At 35.3% G+C, this 20,098-nt stretch carries 19 protein-coding genes and 1 pseudogene; 7 read left to right on the top strand and 13 right to left on the bottom strand.

Annotated elements, in window-relative coordinates; translation table 11 throughout:
• Nucleotides 1–145: 145 nt before the first annotated feature.
• Entirely contained in the window at nucleotides 146–1,036 is an 891-nt protein-coding gene (locus ABD814_RS00235) for a putative RNA methyltransferase (protein ID WP_344909248.1), read from the bottom strand.
• A gap of 150 nt (nucleotides 1,037–1,186) precedes the next feature.
• A complete protein-coding gene (locus ABD814_RS00230; protein WP_344909246.1) occupies nucleotides 1,187–2,038 on the bottom strand; it encodes a VOC family protein in 852 nt (283 codons plus the stop codon).
• 168 nt (nucleotides 2,039–2,206) lie between these two features.
• Between ABD814_RS00230 and ABD814_RS00225 the strand changes: the two genes are divergently transcribed.
• Complete coding sequence (locus tag ABD814_RS00225) at nucleotides 2,207–2,530, top strand: winged helix-turn-helix transcriptional regulator (protein WP_344909244.1); 324 nt, start codon at nucleotides 2,207–2,209, stop codon at nucleotides 2,528–2,530.
• A 43-nt stretch (nucleotides 2,531–2,573) separates the two neighbouring features.
• On the opposite strand, the gene ABD814_RS00220 is transcribed toward ABD814_RS00225, so the two are convergent.
• Nucleotides 2,574–2,900 carry a hypothetical protein gene (locus tag ABD814_RS00220; RefSeq protein ID WP_344909242.1) on the bottom strand — a complete coding sequence of 109 codons (327 nt, stop codon included), beginning with the start codon at nucleotides 2,898–2,900 and terminating at the stop codon, nucleotides 2,574–2,576.
• A gap of 174 nt (nucleotides 2,901–3,074) precedes the next feature.
• Here ABD814_RS00220 and ABD814_RS13255 point away from each other — a divergent pair, with 174 nt between their 5' ends.
• Both ABD814_RS13255 and ABD814_RS00215 read left to right on the top strand, forming a co-directional pair.
• Nucleotides 3,075–3,311 (top strand): MarR family transcriptional regulator, encoded by a 237-nt coding sequence (locus ABD814_RS13255; RefSeq protein ID WP_425549030.1) that lies wholly within the window; start codon nucleotides 3,075–3,077, stop codon nucleotides 3,309–3,311.
• A 177-nt stretch (nucleotides 3,312–3,488) separates the two neighbouring features.
• Entirely contained in the window at nucleotides 3,489–4,700 is a 1,212-nt protein-coding gene (locus ABD814_RS00215) for a DNA adenine methylase (RefSeq protein WP_344909241.1), read from the top strand.
• Between the two features lie 54 nt (nucleotides 4,701–4,754).
• Here ABD814_RS00215 and ABD814_RS00210 read toward each other — a convergent pair whose 3' ends face one another.
• The gene (locus ABD814_RS00210) at nucleotides 4,755–5,357 is read right to left on the bottom strand and encodes a BglII/BstYI family type II restriction endonuclease (RefSeq protein WP_344909239.1); all 603 of its coding nucleotides are present in this window, start codon (nucleotides 5,355–5,357) and stop codon (nucleotides 4,755–4,757) included.
• 273 nt (nucleotides 5,358–5,630) lie between these two features.
• Nucleotides 5,631–6,074, bottom strand: coding sequence for a hypothetical protein (locus ABD814_RS00205; RefSeq protein WP_344909237.1), 444 nt, complete (start codon nucleotides 6,072–6,074; stop codon nucleotides 5,631–5,633).
• Between the two features lie 360 nt (nucleotides 6,075–6,434).
• Here ABD814_RS00205 and ABD814_RS00200 point away from each other — a divergent pair, with 360 nt between their 5' ends.
• Nucleotides 6,435–6,611 (top strand): hypothetical protein, encoded by a 177-nt coding sequence (locus tag ABD814_RS00200; protein WP_344909235.1) that lies wholly within the window; start codon nucleotides 6,435–6,437, stop codon nucleotides 6,609–6,611.
• 58 nt (nucleotides 6,612–6,669) lie between these two features.
• On the opposite strand, the gene ABD814_RS00195 is transcribed toward ABD814_RS00200, so the two are convergent.
• Both ABD814_RS00195 and ABD814_RS00190 read right to left on the bottom strand, forming a co-directional pair.
• Nucleotides 6,670–7,278: a response regulator gene (locus ABD814_RS00195; RefSeq protein WP_344909233.1), complete on the bottom strand. Its 609-nt coding sequence runs from the start codon at nucleotides 7,276–7,278 to the stop codon at nucleotides 6,670–6,672.
• On the bottom strand, nucleotides 7,278–9,269 hold the full coding sequence (locus ABD814_RS00190; RefSeq protein WP_344909231.1) for an ATP-binding protein: 1,992 nt from the start codon (nucleotides 9,267–9,269) through the stop codon (nucleotides 7,278–7,280). The genes ABD814_RS00195 and ABD814_RS00190 overlap by 1 nt, the downstream gene beginning before the upstream one ends.
• A gap of 271 nt (nucleotides 9,270–9,540) precedes the next feature.
• On the opposite strand from ABD814_RS00190, the gene ABD814_RS00185 reads away from it, so the two are divergent.
• A complete protein-coding gene (locus ABD814_RS00185) occupies nucleotides 9,541–9,948 on the top strand; it encodes a DUF4372 domain-containing protein (protein ID WP_344909229.1) in 408 nt (135 codons plus the stop codon).
• Complete coding sequence (locus ABD814_RS00180) at nucleotides 9,939–10,769, top strand: IS4 family transposase (protein ID WP_344909227.1); 831 nt, start codon at nucleotides 9,939–9,941, stop codon at nucleotides 10,767–10,769. Before ABD814_RS00185 ends, ABD814_RS00180 begins: the two co-directional genes overlap by 10 nt.
• Before the next feature lie 289 nt (nucleotides 10,770–11,058).
• Here ABD814_RS00180 and ABD814_RS00175 read toward each other — a convergent pair whose 3' ends face one another.
• Nucleotides 11,059–13,008, bottom strand: a complete 1,950-nt coding sequence (locus tag ABD814_RS00175) for a heavy metal translocating P-type ATPase (RefSeq protein ID WP_344909225.1) — start codon at nucleotides 13,006–13,008, stop codon at nucleotides 11,059–11,061.
• A gap of 182 nt (nucleotides 13,009–13,190) precedes the next feature.
• Nucleotides 13,191–13,481 carry an ArsR/SmtB family transcription factor gene (locus tag ABD814_RS00170; protein WP_344909223.1) on the bottom strand — a complete coding sequence of 97 codons (291 nt, stop codon included), beginning with the start codon at nucleotides 13,479–13,481 and terminating at the stop codon, nucleotides 13,191–13,193.
• Nucleotides 13,482–13,672: 191 nt separating this feature from the next.
• Between ABD814_RS00170 and ABD814_RS00165 the strand changes: the two genes are divergently transcribed.
• Nucleotides 13,673–14,680, top strand: a complete 1,008-nt coding sequence (locus tag ABD814_RS00165) for a YeiH family protein (protein WP_344909221.1) — start codon at nucleotides 13,673–13,675, stop codon at nucleotides 14,678–14,680.
• A 75-nt stretch (nucleotides 14,681–14,755) separates the two neighbouring features.
• Here the strand turns inward: ABD814_RS00165 and ABD814_RS00160 are convergent, their stop codons facing one another.
• The 4 genes and pseudogenes from ABD814_RS00160 to ABD814_RS00145 all read right to left on the bottom strand — a co-directional run bounded on the left by ABD814_RS00160 (nucleotide 14,756) and on the right by ABD814_RS00145 (nucleotide 19,933).
• Nucleotides 14,756–16,054: an alkaline phosphatase family protein gene (locus tag ABD814_RS00160; RefSeq protein ID WP_344909219.1), complete on the bottom strand. Its 1,299-nt coding sequence runs from the start codon at nucleotides 16,052–16,054 to the stop codon at nucleotides 14,756–14,758.
• A gap of 314 nt (nucleotides 16,055–16,368) precedes the next feature.
• Nucleotides 16,369–16,698: a transporter associated domain-containing protein gene (locus ABD814_RS00155; protein WP_344909250.1), complete on the bottom strand. Its 330-nt coding sequence runs from the start codon at nucleotides 16,696–16,698 to the stop codon at nucleotides 16,369–16,371.
• 51 nt (nucleotides 16,699–16,749) lie between these two features.
• Nucleotides 16,750–17,556, bottom strand: a pseudogene (locus ABD814_RS00150) (hemolysin family protein); the annotation flags it as partial.
• Between the two features lie 187 nt (nucleotides 17,557–17,743).
• Complete coding sequence (locus ABD814_RS00145) at nucleotides 17,744–19,933, bottom strand: alpha-galactosidase (RefSeq protein WP_344909217.1); 2,190 nt, start codon at nucleotides 19,931–19,933, stop codon at nucleotides 17,744–17,746.
• Nucleotides 19,934–20,098: the final 165 nt, after the last annotated feature.

Below are 20,098 nucleotides of genomic sequence, written 5' to 3'. Positions count from 1 at the left end.
TAGGCGGACTTGATTCGTGAATTGGTGGACTCGGATTGGATATTGATGGACTTGTGAGCGCGAAATAATCACTACCAGCACCAATAATGGTATCCTCTCCAATTTCCACTCTGTCATTATTCTGCTCCCTTTCTATTCTGTCCGTTCACATATTTTCCCCAATCAAAATCACTACATCTAGGGTGATTTCAGTAAAATCAGCTGCAACCAATGATTGCAGTTCAGCTTTAGGTACATTCCATGTTAGGGGTGTCATCTCAATCAACCACCTCATCGCCGCCTGATCAAGCCTGACAATTTCAGTGACTGGCACTTGATCAACTAATGGATAATGGCTTTTAAATAGAGCAACCGTTTCATCGTTTGAATAAGTCTGCTTATCTGAATTAGCAAAAACTCGCCCTCTTAATTCCTGTAAATAGTCACTACCCGGCACGACCTTAATCACAACACCACTTGGTTTTAAGAGTCGATCAAATTCAGTGTAATTTGAAGGTGATAAAAGATTAAGAATTAGATCAAATTGTTGATTCTTAAATGGTGTCTTCGCAAGATCAGCCACTGTCCAAATTAGATTAGAATAATGTTTAGCTGCAACCGTAATCGCTTCTTTTGAAATATCAATGCCAACACCATTAGCTTTGATGCCAAAATCATTTTCCAACGATTGACGAATATATGCTAAATGCGAACCCTCTCCAGATCCCGAATCAAGCATTAAAATCGGCTCTTTAGTTTTGCCAAAAAATTGTTCAATCATTTTGATAATTTGATCCGTTACAGGCCTGAAAAAACCAGCCTCATTCATTAACCGCTGACGAGATTCAAATAGACTTTTAGTATATTTTGTCATGACAGTATGACTGACTAAATTTAAGTAACCTTGCTTAGCAATATCAAAACTATGATGATTTAAGCACACTAAACATTGGTATTCCTGAACCGCCATCTCTGAATCACAAACCGGACATGAAAAAACCGATTCGAACCGTTGAATATATCGTGCACTCACCACCTTTTTACTTTCCTTTTTCAAAAAATTCACTTCCCTCGTGGACATTTACCCACCAATGATTGATCAATCGCTTAATTTTACAAATGTTTTGCTAGGCATAGTATATCATCACTTTCTAACAAAAATAAAATCTCGAACTCGCCATTCGTTCGTGAGTTCGAGATTTGTTATTTAATAGGTTAATTCAATTCGGATTCCTGATGGATCATAAGTAAACGTTCGTCCATCTTCCTCTACAACTGTTGCTCCGATTTTTTCTAAATTAGCAATTGTAGCTTTAATAGCTGCTTCGTCATTATAAATGAGTTCAAATGACTTCATGCCAACACTATTATCAGCAGGCTTTGGCGCGCCAACACCATTCCATGTGTTTAAACCAATATGATGATGATATTTTGCAGTTGACAAGAATAATGCTTGACTACCAAATCGATTAACGATATCAAAACCTAGGCCTTTAACGTAAAATTCTTGTGTTTTCTCAAGCTCAGCAACGTGTAAATGAATATGCCCCATAATCGTTTCTTTCGGCAATCCTTGCCACTTCTCCCCTTGTACTCGATGAGTAATTAAAGCTTCAAAATTAAGTGGATCGGTTGTCATTGCGACTTCCTCTCCATTCCAATCCCATACTTTTGGATCACGGTCAACATAAATTTCAATTTCATTTCCATCTGGATCTTTAATGTAGAGCGCTTCACTCACTAAGTGATCGCCAGCACCAACTTGGATATTCTTCTCTGATAGATGAATGACAAAATCAGCTAAGTCTTTTTTCGTTGGTAGTAAAAGTGCAAAGTGATACATCCCCGTTGTTCTTCGTTGTTTTGGTTGAACATTTTCAGGTTGTTCAAGTTTCAAGATACTTGTTTTCCCATCTGCAGTTAAGTTTGCAGTTGTTTCTGAACGATCTAAGATCTCAAAACCAATGACGTCCTGATAGTATTTCAACGATCTGTTTAAATCCTCAATCTTTAACCGAACCTGACCTATGTGTGTATTTGGCTTACTGTGGAAACCCATATTATCACTCCTATAAATTATTGTCTGTCACTTTTAATGATTGATTTTTATTAAGTTACTTTATGTAACTAACTATATTATAATTATTTATTAATGTCAAGTGATTTATTTTTAGTTTGTAATTGAGTTACTATTTGTGCTATAATTTAATTAAAGAGGTGATTCATTATGGCAGAACCAGTGATTTGTCCACGGTTTGAGCAAGCTATTTCATTATTGAGTAAGCGCTGGACAGGACTTGTGATTTATCAATTATTAAATGGAACCCAACGATTCAATGAGTTACAATCAGCGATTGGTGTGAGTGGAAAGGTATTATCTGATCGGTTAAAAGACTTAGAACAACAAGGGATTGTTCATCGTGAAGTCATTCCTGACACGCCAGTGATTATACACTATTCATTAACCGAAAAAGGACATTCTATGCAATCAATTATTCAATCGATCGAATCTTGGTCACAAGATTGGATTAAACCAAGCGCAGATGCCTGAAAAATAGGGTTAGCCACAAAAATCTGTTTAAATGATTTTGTGGCTAACCCTTACCATCACTTTCTACCCAAGTTTCCACCTCTTCTTGCATTTTTTCTAGTTTTTGTTGCTTTTTCCGTTCAGCTTTTAATTGTTTATGCTTAAGTTCATTCTTCATTTCTGCTATATAGCTCTCTTCTATAGAGTAACCAAGCATTTCTAATTCCCTGACTGCGCACAAATTATCAACGCCATAATATCTACTATAATCTTTGACAAGATTTTTCCCTTCATATTTGGTAATAAAGTGCTTTGCCGAATGTAATCGGGTAGCACGTTTCATCCACTTCCTTGTTGGTGTATTCAATTTCCTTTTCTTTCGTTTTGACATGTAAACCACCTAATTATTCTTGAAAATATGTATATTGCATTATAAATACAATAATCACTAATTGACAAACGCTAGTAAAATAGTTATACTAGCGGTAGATAATAAATGTTAATTGATTTTAAGATTAAACTTTTTATTACAAAAAAATAAATTGAAGAAAGGTTATGATGCTTATTGATTAAAATAAATAAAATTCTGGAACATAAAAAATTAACTAGTACTCAAAAAATAATTCTGGTCGTATTACTAGTTATCCCTGAAGATTCTAGCATGTCATTTAATGAAATCGCATTCTATACTTCAGTCACTAGACAAACCATCATAACTAATTTAAACAAGCTAGAGGAAATCGGGTTGCTCGAAGTTACAAGAAACAGCACAAATACTAACAGTTACAAAATATTAATCTAACCTCAACAAAAAAAGTCGCTTTGTACTGATATACAAAACGACTAATCTTAGATCCTAGGACCTTCTAACTCATTATTATCATATCAAATTCGTAAAAAATACACAATTAGAGTTGATCATTAATAATTCTACAAAATGAATGCTATAATAGTTATTATAGAAAGGTAGCGTAGACATATGACAAAGGTTAACATATCCAAATCATTTAAGAAATTAAATATAAATGAACATATACCACATATTATAAAATATATGGGTTCCAAAAAATCAATCATTAATTACGTGGTTGAAGGTATTAATGATTGTTATACGGGAGGAAAAGTTGTCGATCTATTTGCTGGATCGAGTGTACTATCAGGTGCCTTGAGAGGACAAACATCTATTCTGTCAAATGATATACAACAATACTCAGCAATTCTGGCAGAGACATACTTAAATAGTTACAATTGGGATAAGTATGATAACATACTCGAGAAGATCGTTACTCAATCAAAAAGTATAGTCGCCGAAGTGAAAATGAAGTTACCCGAACTGACTTTTGATTACAATAAAGAATTTAAATTAAAAGAATTTAATGAACTTGAAAAAAAACAACAAGATTTAATTAATTATAATTTTAGCAATATTAAATACCACCTATTCATGAAAAATTATTCAGGTACTTATTGGAGTTTCAATCAATGTTTATGGATTGATTCAATTAGAGGGGTGGCTGAAGAATATAAAAACACAAATATTTACTATCCTATTATGTCTAGCTTAATGTTTGCTATGTCGTATAACTCACAAAGTACTGGTCATTATGCACAATACAGAGATGCAACTAATGAAAGGAATATGAACGATATTTTAATATATAGAAGAAAAGATATACTCTCATATTTCATTAGAAAGTTCACTGAATTTATGACGTACTTAAAAAATCATGACATTACTTCACAAACTGTGTCCCTTGATTACAATGATTGCTTGAGCGTTATGCCTAAAAATTCTACCGTGTATGCAGATCCACCTTATGCTTTCGTTCATTATTCTCGTTTTTATCATGCACTAGAAACTCTCGTAAGATATGATTATCCTAAAGTTATGTATAAAGGTAGATATAGAACCGATCGACATCAATCACCGTTCTGCATAAAATCAAAAGTTAGAGATGCTTTTGTTAGCATGTTTGACGGAGTGAGTAGAAAGGAATCAAACCTAGTATTAAGTTACAGCAATACTGGTATGATTGCTCTAGAAGAATTAATTGAACTAGCAAATACCAAATTTTCGAAAGGGTACAATATCGAAGTTAGAGTTCAAGATTATCAGCATAGTACAATGGGGAGAAAAGAAGATAAAAGTAGAAATGTTCAAGAAGCATTAATCTTAATTAAAATGGAATAAAAGACAGGGCTGTCCAGAAAATCAGTTTTACTGACTTTCTGGACAGTACCGTTTTTACTTTATATCATCTACATACAAGCTATCTTTAATTCCAAACACTAAAATAGGGCAACCCCCGCCACCACCCCCATCTATTTTTGGTAGCAGCTTATTTAAATGCGTAGTAGAAGAACCAAATGAATTTCCCCTACCAATTTGATTAAATATTTGTTGTAATTCACTAGTTCTAGTGATAATAATCCCCACACTGATCGCATTCAGTTCAAATAACATTCTAAAGTTATTTAAATCTCGGTCATAGAATTCCGTCTTATTATTCCACTCAATTTCTACAGCAACACGATTTTTATAGCAGTCAACCTTATGTGTAGGTGTAATAAATTCTGTACCGTCAATAACAATTTTAGTATCGAAAGATTTTTCTTCCCAATCTCGTTCATAAAGAAAAGCATCAAAGTTTTCTGCAATTTTTGACTTTCTTCCTCCGCCAACAATAAGGTTACTTTTAAGTAGTCTAAAATTCTGTAAGACATCAATAATATCCCGCCATTCATCGGGAAAATCATTCTGCATAATCGCTGAAGCATGGCGCCATTCATAAATTGCATAATTATCACGCACAAACTGAGGTATCTGCTTTACAGAAATATTCTTCACCTCCCTCAACGTTCACTTAATTAAGTTAATATTATCACAAATAATACAAAATTCCATGTAAATTAACTCAATTTGAGTCATAAATTTTCATATAAGGTTTCCTAAAAATTAGTAAGTGTTCATGAGCAATTGGAATAAACCTTTGATTGTAATATCTTTTGTACTGACTTCTTGTATTATATTGTACTTTAATGAGGTGCGCCTCTAATTCACCATACCACATCATATCCTTAATAATAGAATAGTACTTCCCTTTCTTTCTAACATCACCAATTAAAATTGCATGTCGCCCCCCTCTATTATACTGTCATATATCTTTCTATTGATTATATCTAACCTTTCAATAAAATCACTATAATTTTCAATATGAGATAAATCACCTTTATGGACTTCACTTCCCCAAACATTATTTTGTCCAGAGTATTTAACAATATTCCAATAAGGTGGATGACTAAATACTAAATCAGAACCAACAGGTAGTTGATCAGTTAATAGATTGAAATTACCAAATCTCTCATTAAGATCTAGATGAATACTATTCTTATACCCTAATCCTTTAGCAACATCATATCCTGAACCACTACCCGCAAAACATTCTAAAAAAAATGTAGGCCTATAATAATTAAGTATATCTCTAATGATATATCCTGAACAATTACCTCGATAGCTTGCATCCCCATACGGTCCTCTATTGGGATAAGATAAAATACTGTTCATACAAAATCACCTGCTTCTTGTTATTAATTAAAGACTTAAGATAGATTGAGATTATAACTTACTTTGGACATTAAAAAGTGTGAACGGTTGAAGGAAAAATGAAGTTAAAGAGCGTGGAAATATATTAAATCTATAATATAACTTAATTTTACACATTGCAAATTGATCATTTACAGAGTTTGCCCCAAAAAGGTATATGTAATTTCAAATTTTTTTGTAAATCATTCTAAAACGGTTGTAATTATCAAATAATTTTACTCTTTTAATTATTTTTAAATGAAATATTTGTCTAAAAGAGCATTTTGATGCATACCTTGAATAATAAGATCATAACATTGATTGAAACGAGGAGCATTGATTATGGAAGATAGCAATTTCCAAATACAACAATTAACTATAGCAATTCAGCATCTAATAGATGAAAATAATAAATTGAGAAGAGAGATTCACCAACTAAAGCGTCTTTTAGAGAATGGACAGAGTAATAAAAATAACAACTATAAAAAACAAATACTCATTAAAGAAAAACTAAATTAAACCAAAATAAATAGGGCAATTTTAATACACATCACCATATTAAAATTGCCCTTCGTTTTTATAGAAAATTGACTTCCTTTGCTCGCACAATCGCCTGTGTCCGATTTTTAACCTGTAATTTTTGAAAAATCGTATGGTTATACACTTTAACCGTCCCTTCAGTCAGTTGAAGCTTTTCTGCAATTTCTTTATTTGTATAACCTTTCTCAATCCACTGTAAAATTTTCCGCTCTTGGTAAGTCAATTGCTCGAAAATCAACTGCATTTTTTCATAATCTACCGTCTGCTTTTTCTCAATTCGACGAAAAATAGCATTGATTCTGGCAATCAGCACATTCGGATCAAACGGTTTCGTGATATAATCATCGCCACCCGTATCCAAACCTTCAATGATCATTTCACTTTCTTGCAGCGAACTTAAAAAAATAACTGGGATCTTCTCAAGACCTTCTGTTTTACGAATCATTTTGCAAACTTCAAATCCACTTAAATCTGGCATTAAAATATCCAGTATAATTAAATCTGGTTTTTCTAAGATTGTCTTTCTTAATCCTTGCTCACCATTTTCCGCTGTAATCGCATCAAATTCATTATTAATCAAATAAAGTTCAACAAGTGAGCGAATTTTTTCTTCATCCTCGACAACTAACACTCTCCTAGTGACCATCATTTCACCTCCAGCATCTCGATTGTTTGAATTGGTAAACTAAAGTAAACCATCGTTCCATGACCAAGCTTACTTTCAACACCGACCGATCCGTCGTGCGATTCGATAAATTCTTTTACTAGAGCTAAGCCAAGCCCACCACCTGTTTTTGTACTGTGATTCTTCGCCTTATATAATCGCTCAAACACAAACGGTAAATCTTGCTCAGCAATTCCTGCACCTGTATCTTCAATCCTAATAGTCAATTGATTATGATTTTGGTCAATTTCCAATTTCATCGTAATCGAACCACCCTTTGTGGTGTGCTTTTCTGCATTAATCAGTAAATTCATCACCGCTTGCTCAATCCGAACAGGATCAATCTGACAATAAATTGCCTCAATTTCTAGAGGAAAATTTTCACAAAAAACGAATGATAGTTCACTTTTGTTAAAAATAATTTGCTCTTTTTCAACGATACTCGCGAAGAATGCTCGAGTTTCAATTAATTGAAAGGAAAAATCAATCTGACCATAATCTAGTTTAGATAGCATTTGGAGATCACTAATCATATGCGCCATCATTTTTGTATCTTCATAAACACTTCTAAAATATTTCGATTCATCTTTCGGAATTAAACCATCCATCATTGCTTTAATACTTCCTTGAATAAACGTGAGTGGTGTATTTAGCTCATGAGAAACATTAGCAAATAAACGACGTCTGACTTCCTCCATCTTCTGTAGATTCGTATTCGCTTCCTGTAACTCAATCGTCCGCAGTTTAACCTTCGACTCTAGAGATTGATTAAGTGTTTTTAATTCCCCAGTAAGCTGCTCCACCTCATCAAATGAACGCGAAAACCGTCTTGCTAAGTGAACCGATTGAATAAACAAATAAAATAATAATCCTAATGAGATAAACTCATCTGTAGAGATTCGATGACTATAATAAAATAGATCATTTAACACCGCCGTTGATAGAATGAAAATGGCGATCAGATTAAGATATGCACCCTCTTGCCTTTTGATCGCAGCTAAAATTGTCATAATAACAATCGTGATGATAATCGTGATCACTAATAGTTGTAAAATAAAAAATGTATTCGTAAAAATTCGTGGTGGTGTGAAGACAATAAAAATACTATATAATATGATCATAGCAATAAAGAGACGATTGATCCTCTTAGGGATATATAGTGATAAGCCTTCATCTAAGAAAAGCAAGAAAAATAGCAATGCCACTAAGGCTACTAAGTACTCAATACTGACCGTAACTTCCCAATTGACCCTAGGAAATAAGTGGGCAAACAAATTGTCTTTTAAAAACATCGTTCGCATGCCAACCCCAAAACAAGTAATTGCTAAATAAAGCGCAGACTTATGCTTCGGACGTTGTAAATATAAAACTAAATGATACATTCCGATCATTAAAATGCCACCAACCATTAAAACTTGAATTATAACACTAGTTTCACGCTGGTCTGCAATTTGGTCCGCTCTACCAAAACTAATTGATTGCCATAAACCTGATTTACGTTGATGAAAGTTCGAAACATGCAAAACAAGCTCGATTTCAGGTTTGTCCGTTTGAAATGTAATCACTTGTGGCAAATTTCCTGGTCGCATATCCCTTTCGTTCGTCGCCACCTCACCAACTGATGCAACTAATTCTTGATTAACCCATAAATCATAAGCACTTGATATACTCCGTATGTACAATGAATAAGCATCATCAATGTCTGACTCATCTAATTTAATCGTCATTGAATAGGTTGCATAGCCATATCCATCTAAGTTTTCACCATCAACAGTATAATGGCTCCAATCATCAGGAGCATTTACTATTTGCGGGCTAGGATCAGAAAGTTCTTCAGACGTAAAAAGCGCACACCAATAAAATGCCCATTCCCCATCTAAGTCAATTGGGCCAATGTCAGCAACGGATTGCTCTTGTAAATCTAACTGACCATTAATGACTCGGGGGGGCTGGTGACGCATTGACCTGTGCAATTAAAGCACCATTTAACTGAATAGTCAGAAAAATAAGGATACAAAAAACAAGAACACATTTAAGGTTTACTTTCATTGCGCTCACCCGCTATGATTTAATACTTATATTATAGTACACTAGCGTTGCATTAACTTTTTCACTTAAAGTCAAGTGAAACGGTTAGTGTCAATATTATGAAAAATGGTAATTTCCACTACAAATTATCATAAAAAAACCTTATAATTAGGGGTATGGTAGTCCTGTCCAAATCCCAAATTATAAGGAGTTCACATGGACAATCATACCATAAAAACTGTATTCAAGGAATACATTCATCCATTAGATATAAAAATAATTCAAAAAATGATTGATGTAGAAGGGATAGACAAGTATGTTAAAAAGTTAAATACCCTTTCATATATTCGCTTATTTCTTTACGCACAACTTAAAAAGTTAGAAAATCTTGCGGTCATCAGCCAATCTGTTTCACGCAAAAAAACGGTGCAACGACTAGTAGGGATGGACAGTATCAGTAAGTCGCAACTCTCGCGGAAGAATAGACAAATTCCACATGAAATAACGGAAGTTATTCTTCGTCATCTTATTCAAAAAGTTCAGTATACACTGGGAGCTGTGAAAGCAGGAAAGGCATTGGATAAGCTTCATTTGATTATTCATCCACCATTTCCATGTGTCTGAACGGCTATGAATGGGCTGATTTTCGAGATACGAAAGCTGGAATCAAATTGCACACGTCGATTAGATTATGTGATGATACTGTCTCGTTAGACCAAATGATCTTAACGCCAGCTCGACCAGCGGATGAAACACGACTAGATGAATTAATCGTTTACATAAAAGATGTGCTTCATGTATTCGATCGTGGGTACTTCAACTTTGTGAAATTTGATGCCTATTCGAAAAAAGGAATCAGATTTGCGACACGCATCAAAAGCAATACAGTTGTAAACGTCATAGAGGAATTACCAGTAGATGCATCTTCTCCCATTACACGGCATGCGATTGTGACAATAGGGAAAATGGAGAATCAATTACAGTTAGTAGGGACAATGGACAGTAACGGAAACAAGATTCGTATTGTGTGTAATGATGCCAAGCGCAGTGCACTAGAAATTAGTGATATCTACCGAAACCGTTGGAAAATTGAGTTGTTTTTCAAATGGGGCAAGCAACATTTGGTCATTAAAAAACTTTATGGCAAGAGCGAAAATGCAGTTTACAATCAAGTCTACCTCACCATGATTACTTTTTGTCTGATCATCTTAATGAAACACAAAGTAGGTTTCAAAGGCACCTTGTTGGAAATGTTGCGTTGGATAAGGGATTGTTACAATCAATCCATGACAACATTTGCCTTGGAAGTACATAAAGAACCCGAACGCAAATCCAGTGGACGACGAAGGTGGGACAGTGACCGGATTTTTGCAGAGACCTTGGCACAATATGAGACGGGAGATATTTTGCACTTAGATAATCTGACGTATGATCCGTTGGTTTAAAAATGTATAATATTCAAAAAATGGTTGAAGGGCTACCTTTCATGCCCATTGACTTTTTTCTTAGCGCGAAGCTGATTAATAACAGAATATTTTGTCAATTAATATTTTGATGAAAAATTAACACTTGACTTTATCAATCACTTTTTATGCAACGCTAGTGATTATAGTATAGTTTTAAGTTCCTGTGTAAAAAGGTTTATTTCCGAGGTTATAATTTGTATAATACGATAATTAGAAAAGCAGTGAGCTACCTCAATTGGTTAAGGACCCACTGCTTTAAGCTATATTTTTAAACGAGTAATTTTTTATTCATTCTCAATAAACGAAGCCCATTCAAAATCACAACTAGCGTACTTCCTTCATGGACAATGACGCTGAGTGTCATATCAGCTAATCCTAAAAAGCTCACGATAATTAAAAATAGGACAACAACCATGGAGAATATGATATTTTGCCAGATGACTCGATTCATCTTTGTTGATTGTTGATGAGCATTGACTAACTTAGCCAAATCATTTTTCATTAAAGCTAAGTCTGACACCTCTACTGCAACGTCCGTACCTTCACCCATTGCAATCCCAACATCAGCATTGACCAGTGCTGGCGCATCATTCACTCCGTCGCCAACCATTCCAACGACACCATACGTTTCTTTCTGTTGATCAATCATTCTTGATTTGTCCTCAGGCATAACATCCGCAACAACTTGATCGATGCCTAGTGCTTTTCCAACAGCATTCCCGGTCATTTCAGAATCGCCTGTAATTAATGTTGTCTGGATACCTAGGTCTTTAAAGTATTGGATTGTCGCTTTAGCTTCTACCCTTGGCAGATCCATTAGCCCTATCAGACCAACAACTGTCTCATTTTCAGCAACGTAAACAACTGTGTTTCCTTGTGCAGCCCAGTCTGTATTTAATTGGGCAATTTTATCAGGGACCTGATTAAACGAAGTTGGCTTACCAATTCGATACGTTTTTCCTTGATAGTCTCCTGTTAATCCTTTGCCAATTTGATTCGTTACATCAATTGTGATTTGATTTTTTGCTTCAAATTTGCCTAGAATCGCACGAGCTAGTGGGTGATTGGATTCCCTTTCAAGCGCAACGATAAGATCAATGATTTCTTGTTGATTAACCAAGTCTAGAAAATAATAATCAGTCACTTCAGGCTTACCTTTAGTTAACGTCCCTGTTTTGTCAAATGCAATTGCATCAATATTTGCTAACTGTGATAAATAGGAGCTCCCTTTCGAAAGCACTCCTTTTTTGGCTAAGCTTGAAGTCGTTGATAATGTTGTCGAAACAGTAGCTGCTGCTAAAGCACATGGTGAAGCAGCCACTAACACAACCAGCCCTCTCGAAACACTGTTGATCCATGTCCAGTTAAATAGAAATGGTCCTGCTAAAATCATCAACGGAACAGCTATTAAAACAAGCGTCACATAGTTAGGGATAAACTTTTCAATTTCTGTTGCTACCTTTGTTTGATTGCCTTGATTTTGGTTGACGAGTTTTAGAATACTTGAAAAAACAGTATCCGCTTCAGTTTTTGTCACTTCCATTGTAAATGAACCTGTGCCATTTATTGTACTGCCGAATACGTCATCACCAGTCGACTTTTCTTGTGGGATACTTTCACCAGTAATCGATGACTCATCGATGGATGTTGATCCACTTAAAATCTTGCCGTCAATCGGGATTTGATCACCATTTAACACTTGGAGCTGATCACCGATTTTTAATTGACTAACTTCTATCATCTTTGTCTGTCCATCTGATGTTATTAAGCGAGCTGTTGTTGGATTCATTTCTAATAAATTTGTGATTTCACGTTTACTTCTTCCTTCAGCATATTCTTCTAAGAAATGAGCACCTGAAAAAATCAAAATTAATAAAGAGCCTTCCCAAAACTCGCCAAGTAAGGACGCTCCAAGTGCAGCTAATCCCATTAAAACATGTGAATTAGGAGTAAACTTTCCGCTTGCTTTTGTATTTTCAATCGTTTCACTCACACCTTCAAGAATAATCACATGATATCCCGCTGTAATCATCGCTGTTACAAAGAACAAATTTTTTATTACCGAGTAGTCCCTGCTCAATAAGAGAGCGATCACAGCTGAAACTAACCCAATAAAGTAAAGAATAACCGGGATTTTCCCGTGATCGTGATCATGTGAATGCCCATGGCAGTGATGAGAATTATGTTTAGCTATTATTGACTCACTGAAATTGTCCATCTTGTTCTCTCCTTGCATTTTTAATATTTCTAAATCGTAATCATTCTTATTCATATGAGTGGTTGTTCATATGAATGTGCATTCATTATATAATTTCTTTTTATAATCGTCAAGTGAATCAATTACATAAAAAAACTCTTTACTTTATAGGCTGGCCATAAAGCAAAGAGTTTAATTGGGCGTTACTCATCTTCTTTAACATGAGCAAAAACTTGGGCAATAATTTCATAAACATGATGGTCATCAGGAAAGTAAATTACAGATTTACCTTCTCTTCTAGACGACACTAAACGGCTATCTTTCAATGTTTTTAAATGATGCGAGACATTCGACTGTTCAATGCCTGTTTTCTCTACAATCGTTGAGACATTCGACTCTTCTTTTGATAACAAATAGAGAATAGAGAGTTTTGATTCATCTCCTAATAATTTAAAAATAGTCGCTGAACGTTTAATAACTTGCTTATCACTCATGAGTATCCTCCATCGATCAAAATTCATTTCATTAAAAATAGTTTATCATATTTTTTAAAATTATCCTAAATGAAAGCAAAACTCAACTGAGTCAAGCTGTTTGCTAAATTTGTAATAATCACTTGCTTGTCTTAAGATAAAGGTTGAGTATTTTCATCAATCGATTCGTTTTAAAATCAAAGGAGATCCACATGCGAAAAATATTAGCTTACATACCTGGTCTTTTACTAGCTTTAATCATTGCATTTTTTGCTCGATCAATCGAGTCAACTTTACCTTTTCACATCATTGGTGACTCTGTTTTAGCACTATTCATTGGGATTGTCATCAATCAGATTTGGAAACCAAATTCATTCATTGAACCTGGATTAAATTTCACAGCCAAACGGGTCTTAAAGTTTTCAATCGTCCTTCTGGGGGCGTCGTTAAGCATCAACACCGTTCTAAACGTTAGCGGATTATCATTGACCGTGATGTTATTTACTTTCCTGACTGCTTTTGGCGGAGGGTTTCTACTAGGAAAATGGCTCGGTTTAGACTGGAAGCGAGCTAATTTAATCAATGCAGGTACCGGCATTTGTGGTGGATCAGCTATTGCTGCTTTAGCCCCTGTAATCAATGCTAAGGATAAAGATATTGCTTACGCCATCTCGGTCACCTTTTTATTTGATATGCTAATGATCATTTTGTTCCCGATTATCGGTCGTGCACTTGGATTAACAGATATGGCTTACGGTTTATGGACAGGAACATCTGTTAATGATACGTCAAGTGTTGTTGCAACTGGTTATGCTTTTAGTGAAGCCGCTGGAGACTTTGCAACAATGGTTAAGTTAACTCGGACACTAACAATTATCCCGACTGTGCTTGTTTTTTCTGTGATTAGTGCTCGTTTAGAAGCAAAAACTTCACCAACAGCTCGCAAGAAAGTGAAAATTACCGGCTTAATTCCGTGGTTTATCGTTGCATTTATTGGCATGTCCCTGATTAATAGCTTCGGACTTTTTTCAATGCCTGTCTCTACTGCACTAAAAAATATCAGTCGATTTTTAATGGTAGCCGCACTTGCTGCGATTGGCTTAAAAACCGATCTAAAGGAACTCAAAAAATTAGGACCGAACCCGCTAATCCACAGTGTGATCGTTTCAACATTGATGGCAATCGTTGCTTTAATTGTGATTTACTTTATCAATATTTAACTATAAAAAGCTATCCATCATCTCTTCGATGTGTCGATAGCTTTTTCACTGATATTTCAACATGATTCAAACCTTTTATTGTTGAAAAGCTTCGTCAATACTACGACCGTCTCCACCGGTAAATTCAAGCCCTAATATTTTAGCTATCGTCGGAGCAATATCAACCATTTCAAGTTCAGCTAGTTGTAAGCCATGATTGACTTTGTCGCCTGAGATGACAAGATTACAATGATAATTATCTTTATCCGGGGAATATCCATGGGTTGCGTGTTTGATCCCTTGTTGTTCCAAATCTTCAACAATCCGATCAGATAGCCCGTCCTCAAAACTATAGCCTTGTTTTGCCTCAACTATATAGCTAATCGAGCGATCAACATGAAGTCGATCAAGATCATCCCTCTCATAAAACTGCTCAATCCCATATTGCTGGTCAGGGGCAATTTGTTCAAGAAGTTCCAATGCCAATTGCTCAGCTTCCTGATCACCCTTTTGAATTTGTAAATAGGCTGATCCACCAGTACTTTGAAAATAGGCACGCCATTCCAACTTACCATCTCTGTCAAAAATTAAACCTTTCTCTTTCAGAAGGTTATTTAAATACACTTTGTAATTAACATTGAATTGCCCATGATCACCCAAAACAATAAATGCCGTTTCATCTGCGACCCCTGCCTCTTCGACTGCTTCAATAAGATCACCAAGTCTATGATCCATTCGCTGAATCACTTGGTCAACTGCTTTATTATCCGTACCATATTTATGCTTCGTATCATCTAAATCAATTAGATGTAATAAGAGCAGGTTCGGTTTTTTACGTTTAATCGTATCAACAGCACATGCCGTCGAAAAATCATCCAAGTAGGGTTGCTCGATACCCTTTCGAATCCGACCAAACTTCAATTCTAAATTAAGACAGAAAAAAGGACTGCCATTTTTCAAAACTTTCAACGCTTGATTTTCATCATTAACAGCAACAATCTCAGGTAAATTATATGTTAGCGATGAACGTCCCGTCACTGGCCACATAATCCCTGCCGTTTTTAGCCCTGCCTGTTTGGCTACATCATAGACCGTCAGAACATTTAAATTGTCTTGATACCAATGCCACGCCTGATTCTTTGACTCAACAAATGGTTGCAATGGATTGTTATGAATCACGCCATGCTTATCTGGGTAAACACCTGTAACCATTGTCGAATGGATCACATAAGTCATCGTTGGATAGACACTTTTTAACTGAGTACTATACGCACCCTTTGCAATCAATTTAGCTAGATTAGGTAGTCGCTTCGCCTGTTCCCAATTATCCTCTGAAAAAGCATCATAGGAAACAACGATCAGATGTTTCGCAATTCCTTGCATTGTTTGAGTCATCATCAAAACCTCCGTTAATTACTTCTTAAAAATAGTTTAGCACAGTTTGATTTGCCAACGTTAATTCAATGTAGTTTTAAGCAACAATCTGTCGAAAGACGCATCCATATAGCAAAACAAAAAACCACTCTATCAAAGGGCTAGCCTTTGTATAGAGTGGTAATTTATCACTGATTATCATTTTCTATAATATTTGGACCTTCAATCGTTACTAAAACTTCATCGATCCGCTTTTCAATGACGCTTTTCACTTCAAAATTAAGCTGCTTATAATAAATTGTCGGTCGGTCATCTTCTTTCGGTATATAGCCAATCTAGTCAATAACAAATCCACTGACTGTTTCAAATTCATCAATAGGTAGCTCAATATTCAATGCATCTTGAAGCTCCCATAACCGAAATGTTCCATCTACTCGATATTGATTCTCAGCAATTTGAGTGAATTCTTCATTCAAATGACCTGGTTCAATGCTTTCACTTGCAATTTCACCTACAATTTCCTCAATAATATCTTCAATCGTTATTAAGCCTTCCGTTCCACCAAACTGATCAAGAACAATTGCAATGTGAATATTGTGATTTCGCATATTTGCAAAGACAACATCAATCGGTTGCCATTCAAAGATGAAAAACGGTTCCCTCATAACTTTCTCTAATTCAAATGAACCATCCTTCGATTGATCAAGGTGGGCGAACAAGTCCTTAACATGTAACACACCAATAATATTATCCTTTGACTCCTGATAAACAGGAAATCTTGTATAGCGAAATTGATTAATCTGCTGGATCACTTGCTTAAAATCTAGGTCATAAGCCAAAGCAACAAATTCAGTTCGGTGTGTCATAATATCAGACACAAGTTTATCATCAAATTCAAAGACATTATCAATCATCGTTTGTTCATTTTTATTAATTGTGCCACTTTCACCACTTATATCGATCATTAACCGAATATCTTCTTCTGTTGTTAATTCAGATACGTCATTCGGATCGACACGAAGTAAACGTAAGATAAGATGAATAGAAAACGTTAAAAACTTAACGATTGGCGAACAAATTTTTGCTAATAACGAAATCGGTCCAACTGCGACCTTGGCAATTTCGTCTGCCTTTTTAAGTGCCAATTGTTTTGGAACAAGCTCACCAAAAACTAACGTAAAATAAGACAACACAATCGTAATCACAACAACTGAAATTGTGTTCAATGTTCCCAACGGAATCGGAACACCTAAATCAAACAACATCTCTGACAACGGTCCAGCAAAGAAATCCGCTGCAAATGCACTTGATAAAAAACCAGCTAACGTAATCCCAATTTGAATCGTACTTAAAAATTGACTCGAGTTTGAGATTAGCTAATAGATTTTCAATGCATTTTTGTCACCTAATTCTGCTTGTCGTTTAATTTTATTCTCATTCAAGTTCACAAACGCAAGCTCTGAAGCTGCAAAAAAAGCGTTAACAATGATTAGTACAATAAGTGTAATAATCGCAATCGACAAAAGTGAATCCCCCTAATAAATCTATAATATTTATCATCAATAACAGAAATGACAATCTAATTATACCGTTTTCTATCCTTAGTCATCAAGGAATATCCTGTACAGTGTAACAAAAGATATTCATGAAAAAAGGACAGCATCCAATCGGAGCCATCCCTTAATTACTTTTAGTTATACAGGTGAAAAATTACTCTTTAATAAAGTGAATTAACTTTCCTTTGAAATCTCCATACATATCTTCAATTAAAATCCCGCCATTCATCAACGCTGCACCTGAGTGAACTGCATTTGTTTCTTGATTGCGGTAATAACTCCCTTTATCAAGTCCCTTGAGTCTAATTCTTCTACTGCGATGATTCGCTCTAGAAAGCACTTGTACATAAGTTACCAAAACTTCATCTTTATCCTTTGAGACATACTCGACACATTCAAATTCAGGGTTTTCAAACACATTACCAATTCGATATAAGTCTCCTTCTCGAATCAGGTCATTGTATTTATGATACATTTCAACCTGCTTAGGAATCATCTCTCTGTCTTCTTGTGGAATTTTAGTCACATCTAACTCATAACCAAACGTTCCTGAGAGAGCGACTAAACCACGTGTTTCAAAAGGTGTCACCCTCCCAACCGTATGATTCGGGACATCACTAACATGAGCACCAATTGAAGAGACAGGATACACCATCGACGTACCATGCTGAATTTTTAGCCTTTCGATTGCGTCAGTGTCATCTGACGTCCAAATTTGTGGACTATAGTAAAGCATCCCTGGATCAAACCTTGCGCCTCCACCTGAACAGTTTTCAAGTAAAATGTGTGGGAAATCAGTTGTTAATCGATCCATCATGTCGTAGACACCGAGTACATATCGATGCCAAATTTCTCGCTGTTGATTCGCTGGTAGGACACTGTTCCCAACATCAGTAAGCTGACGGTTCATATCCCATTTAACATACTCTATATTCGCACTTGATAAAATTTTTCTTAAACTTTCATAAATATAATCTCTTACTTCTTTTCTAGAAAAATCTAAGACATATTGATTTCGTGAACGTAATCCTTCTCGCCCCTCAATATGGATACACCAGTCCGGATGGGCTCGGTATAGATCTGAATCAGGTGAAACCATTTCTGGTTCAAACCAAATTCCAAATTTCATCCCAAGTTTGTTGACTTGATCGACTAAATTTTTTAGCCCACCTTTAATTTTATCCTCATTAACGATCCAGTCGCCTAAGGCCATATTATCACTGCTTCTGTCACCAAACCAGCCATCATCCATCACAAGCATTTCAATACCTAACTGTGAAGCTTCTTTTGCAATATCTAAAAGTTTTTCGGTATCAAAATCAAAATAAGTCGCTTCCCAGTTATTAATTAAAATTGGGCGTTTCTTATTTTTATACTTGCCACGGATTAGATGTGTTCGATATAAATCATGGAACGTTCGAGACATTTTACCGATTCCCTCATTGGAATAAACCATCACTACCTCAGGTGCGGTAAATGTAGCTTCAGGATCGAGTTCCCAAGAAAAATCTTCTGGGTTAATTCCCATTACTACTCTTGTCGTATCAAACTGACAGCCTTCCGCTTGAGCAAGGAAGTTTCCTGAGTAGACGAAGTTAAAGCCATACACTTCACCACTATCTTCTGTAGCCGTTTGATCCATCACTGCAAGAAACGGATTGACTTGATGACCAGACTGACCTCTGAGAGAGGAAATACCTTGCTTGCCTAATTCTACTTTTCTTCTTGAGACGTGGCGTTCTCTTGCCCATGAACCATGAAGCGTAATCATATCTAAATCATTTCGATCAAAGTCTACACAAGCTGATAAAACTTTTCGAAGCTGAATGCTTTCTTTTGCTCGATTTGTTACTCTAACACTTCTTGTAATCACATCTAAATTTTCAAAAGCTGTATAAACTAACACAACTTCCAAATTTAAATGCTTGTCAATACACGTGATTTCCAATGTGGTACAATCTTCTTCATTTCCAAACGTTGCAGGTAACCCGTCTAACTTTGGCTTTCCTTGATAGATCTCATGTGATTGATAATTAATCCCAACAGTACTCATACCAGATTGTGTCATCACACTAATCGAGCTTTCTCGATAATCACCTAAACCATGAGATGAGTACTCGTTAGGAAAACTGTCCATAAAAGTACCTCTATCCCGATTATTTTTAGAAGGAACAAACGGATTTTCCTCAAGTCTTAATAAATGATTCATATCCTGATCCGGAATTTTTTCACCAAAATAAACATGACCTAAAAATTGTTCTTCATCAACAATTGAAATAATGTAACTCGTATCTTTTGCATCAATTTTAAAACTTTTCAATGCATCATTAAATTGAATTCCCATCTGTTATGCTCCTATCATTAGATTATTTTATGACAACAATTAAAAACATACTCATAATCGCTATAACTAACTTTATCGACTAGTTTAATTCAACTATAATTATTACCTAAATTGAGTGAAAGTAGTCATCGAAATAAATTGCTTAGTAAGCATCACCTTTCAATT

Origin of the sequence: Amphibacillus indicireducens (genome assembly GCF_039539605.1) — a bacterium.
In the GTDB taxonomy this organism is placed as follows: domain Bacteria; phylum Bacillota; class Bacilli; order Bacillales; family Amphibacillaceae; genus Amphibacillus; species Amphibacillus indicireducens.
The sequence above is the reverse complement of the archived record's forward strand: the minus strand, read 5'-3'. Positions and strand labels throughout refer to the sequence as shown.

Excerpts from the sequence above, each read along its gene's own strand:
- ABD814_RS00230 (WP_344909246.1), bottom strand. The coding sequence starts at position 2,038 with ATGGGTTTCCACAGTAAGCCAAATACACACATAGGTCAGGTTCGGTTA.
- ABD814_RS00225 (WP_344909244.1), top strand. The coding sequence starts at position 2,207 with ATGGCAGAACCAGTGATTTGTCCACGGTTTGAGCAAGCTATTTCATTA.
- ABD814_RS00220 (WP_344909242.1), bottom strand. The coding sequence starts at position 2,900 with ATGTCAAAACGAAAGAAAAGGAAATTGAATACACCAACAAGGAAGTGG.
- ABD814_RS00215 (WP_344909241.1), top strand. The coding sequence starts at position 3,489 with ATGACAAAGGTTAACATATCCAAATCATTTAAGAAATTAAATATAAAT.
- ABD814_RS00205 (WP_344909237.1), bottom strand. The coding sequence starts at position 6,074 with ATGAACAGTATTTTATCTTATCCCAATAGAGGACCGTATGGGGATGCA.
- ABD814_RS00200 (WP_344909235.1), top strand. The coding sequence starts at position 6,435 with ATGGAAGATAGCAATTTCCAAATACAACAATTAACTATAGCAATTCAG.
- ABD814_RS00195 (WP_344909233.1), bottom strand. The coding sequence starts at position 7,278 with ATGGTCACTAGGAGAGTGTTAGTTGTCGAGGATGAAGAAAAAATTCGC.
- ABD814_RS00185 (WP_344909229.1), top strand. The coding sequence starts at position 9,541 with ATGGACAATCATACCATAAAAACTGTATTCAAGGAATACATTCATCCA.
- ABD814_RS00180 (WP_344909227.1), top strand. The coding sequence starts at position 9,939 with ATGTGTCTGAACGGCTATGAATGGGCTGATTTTCGAGATACGAAAGCT.
- ABD814_RS00175 (WP_344909225.1), bottom strand. The coding sequence starts at position 13,008 with ATGGACAATTTCAGTGAGTCAATAATAGCTAAACATAATTCTCATCAC.
- ABD814_RS00170 (WP_344909223.1), bottom strand. The coding sequence starts at position 13,481 with ATGAGTGATAAGCAAGTTATTAAACGTTCAGCGACTATTTTTAAATTA.
- ABD814_RS00165 (WP_344909221.1), top strand. The coding sequence starts at position 13,673 with ATGCGAAAAATATTAGCTTACATACCTGGTCTTTTACTAGCTTTAATC.
- ABD814_RS00160 (WP_344909219.1), bottom strand. The coding sequence starts at position 16,054 with ATGACTCAAACAATGCAAGGAATTGCGAAACATCTGATCGTTGTTTCC.
- ABD814_RS00155 (WP_344909250.1), bottom strand. The coding sequence starts at position 16,698 with ATGAGGGAACCGTTTTTCATCTTTGAATGGCAACCGATTGATGTTGTC.
- ABD814_RS00145 (WP_344909217.1), bottom strand. The coding sequence starts at position 19,933 with ATGGGAATTCAATTTAATGATGCATTGAAAAGTTTTAAAATTGATGCA.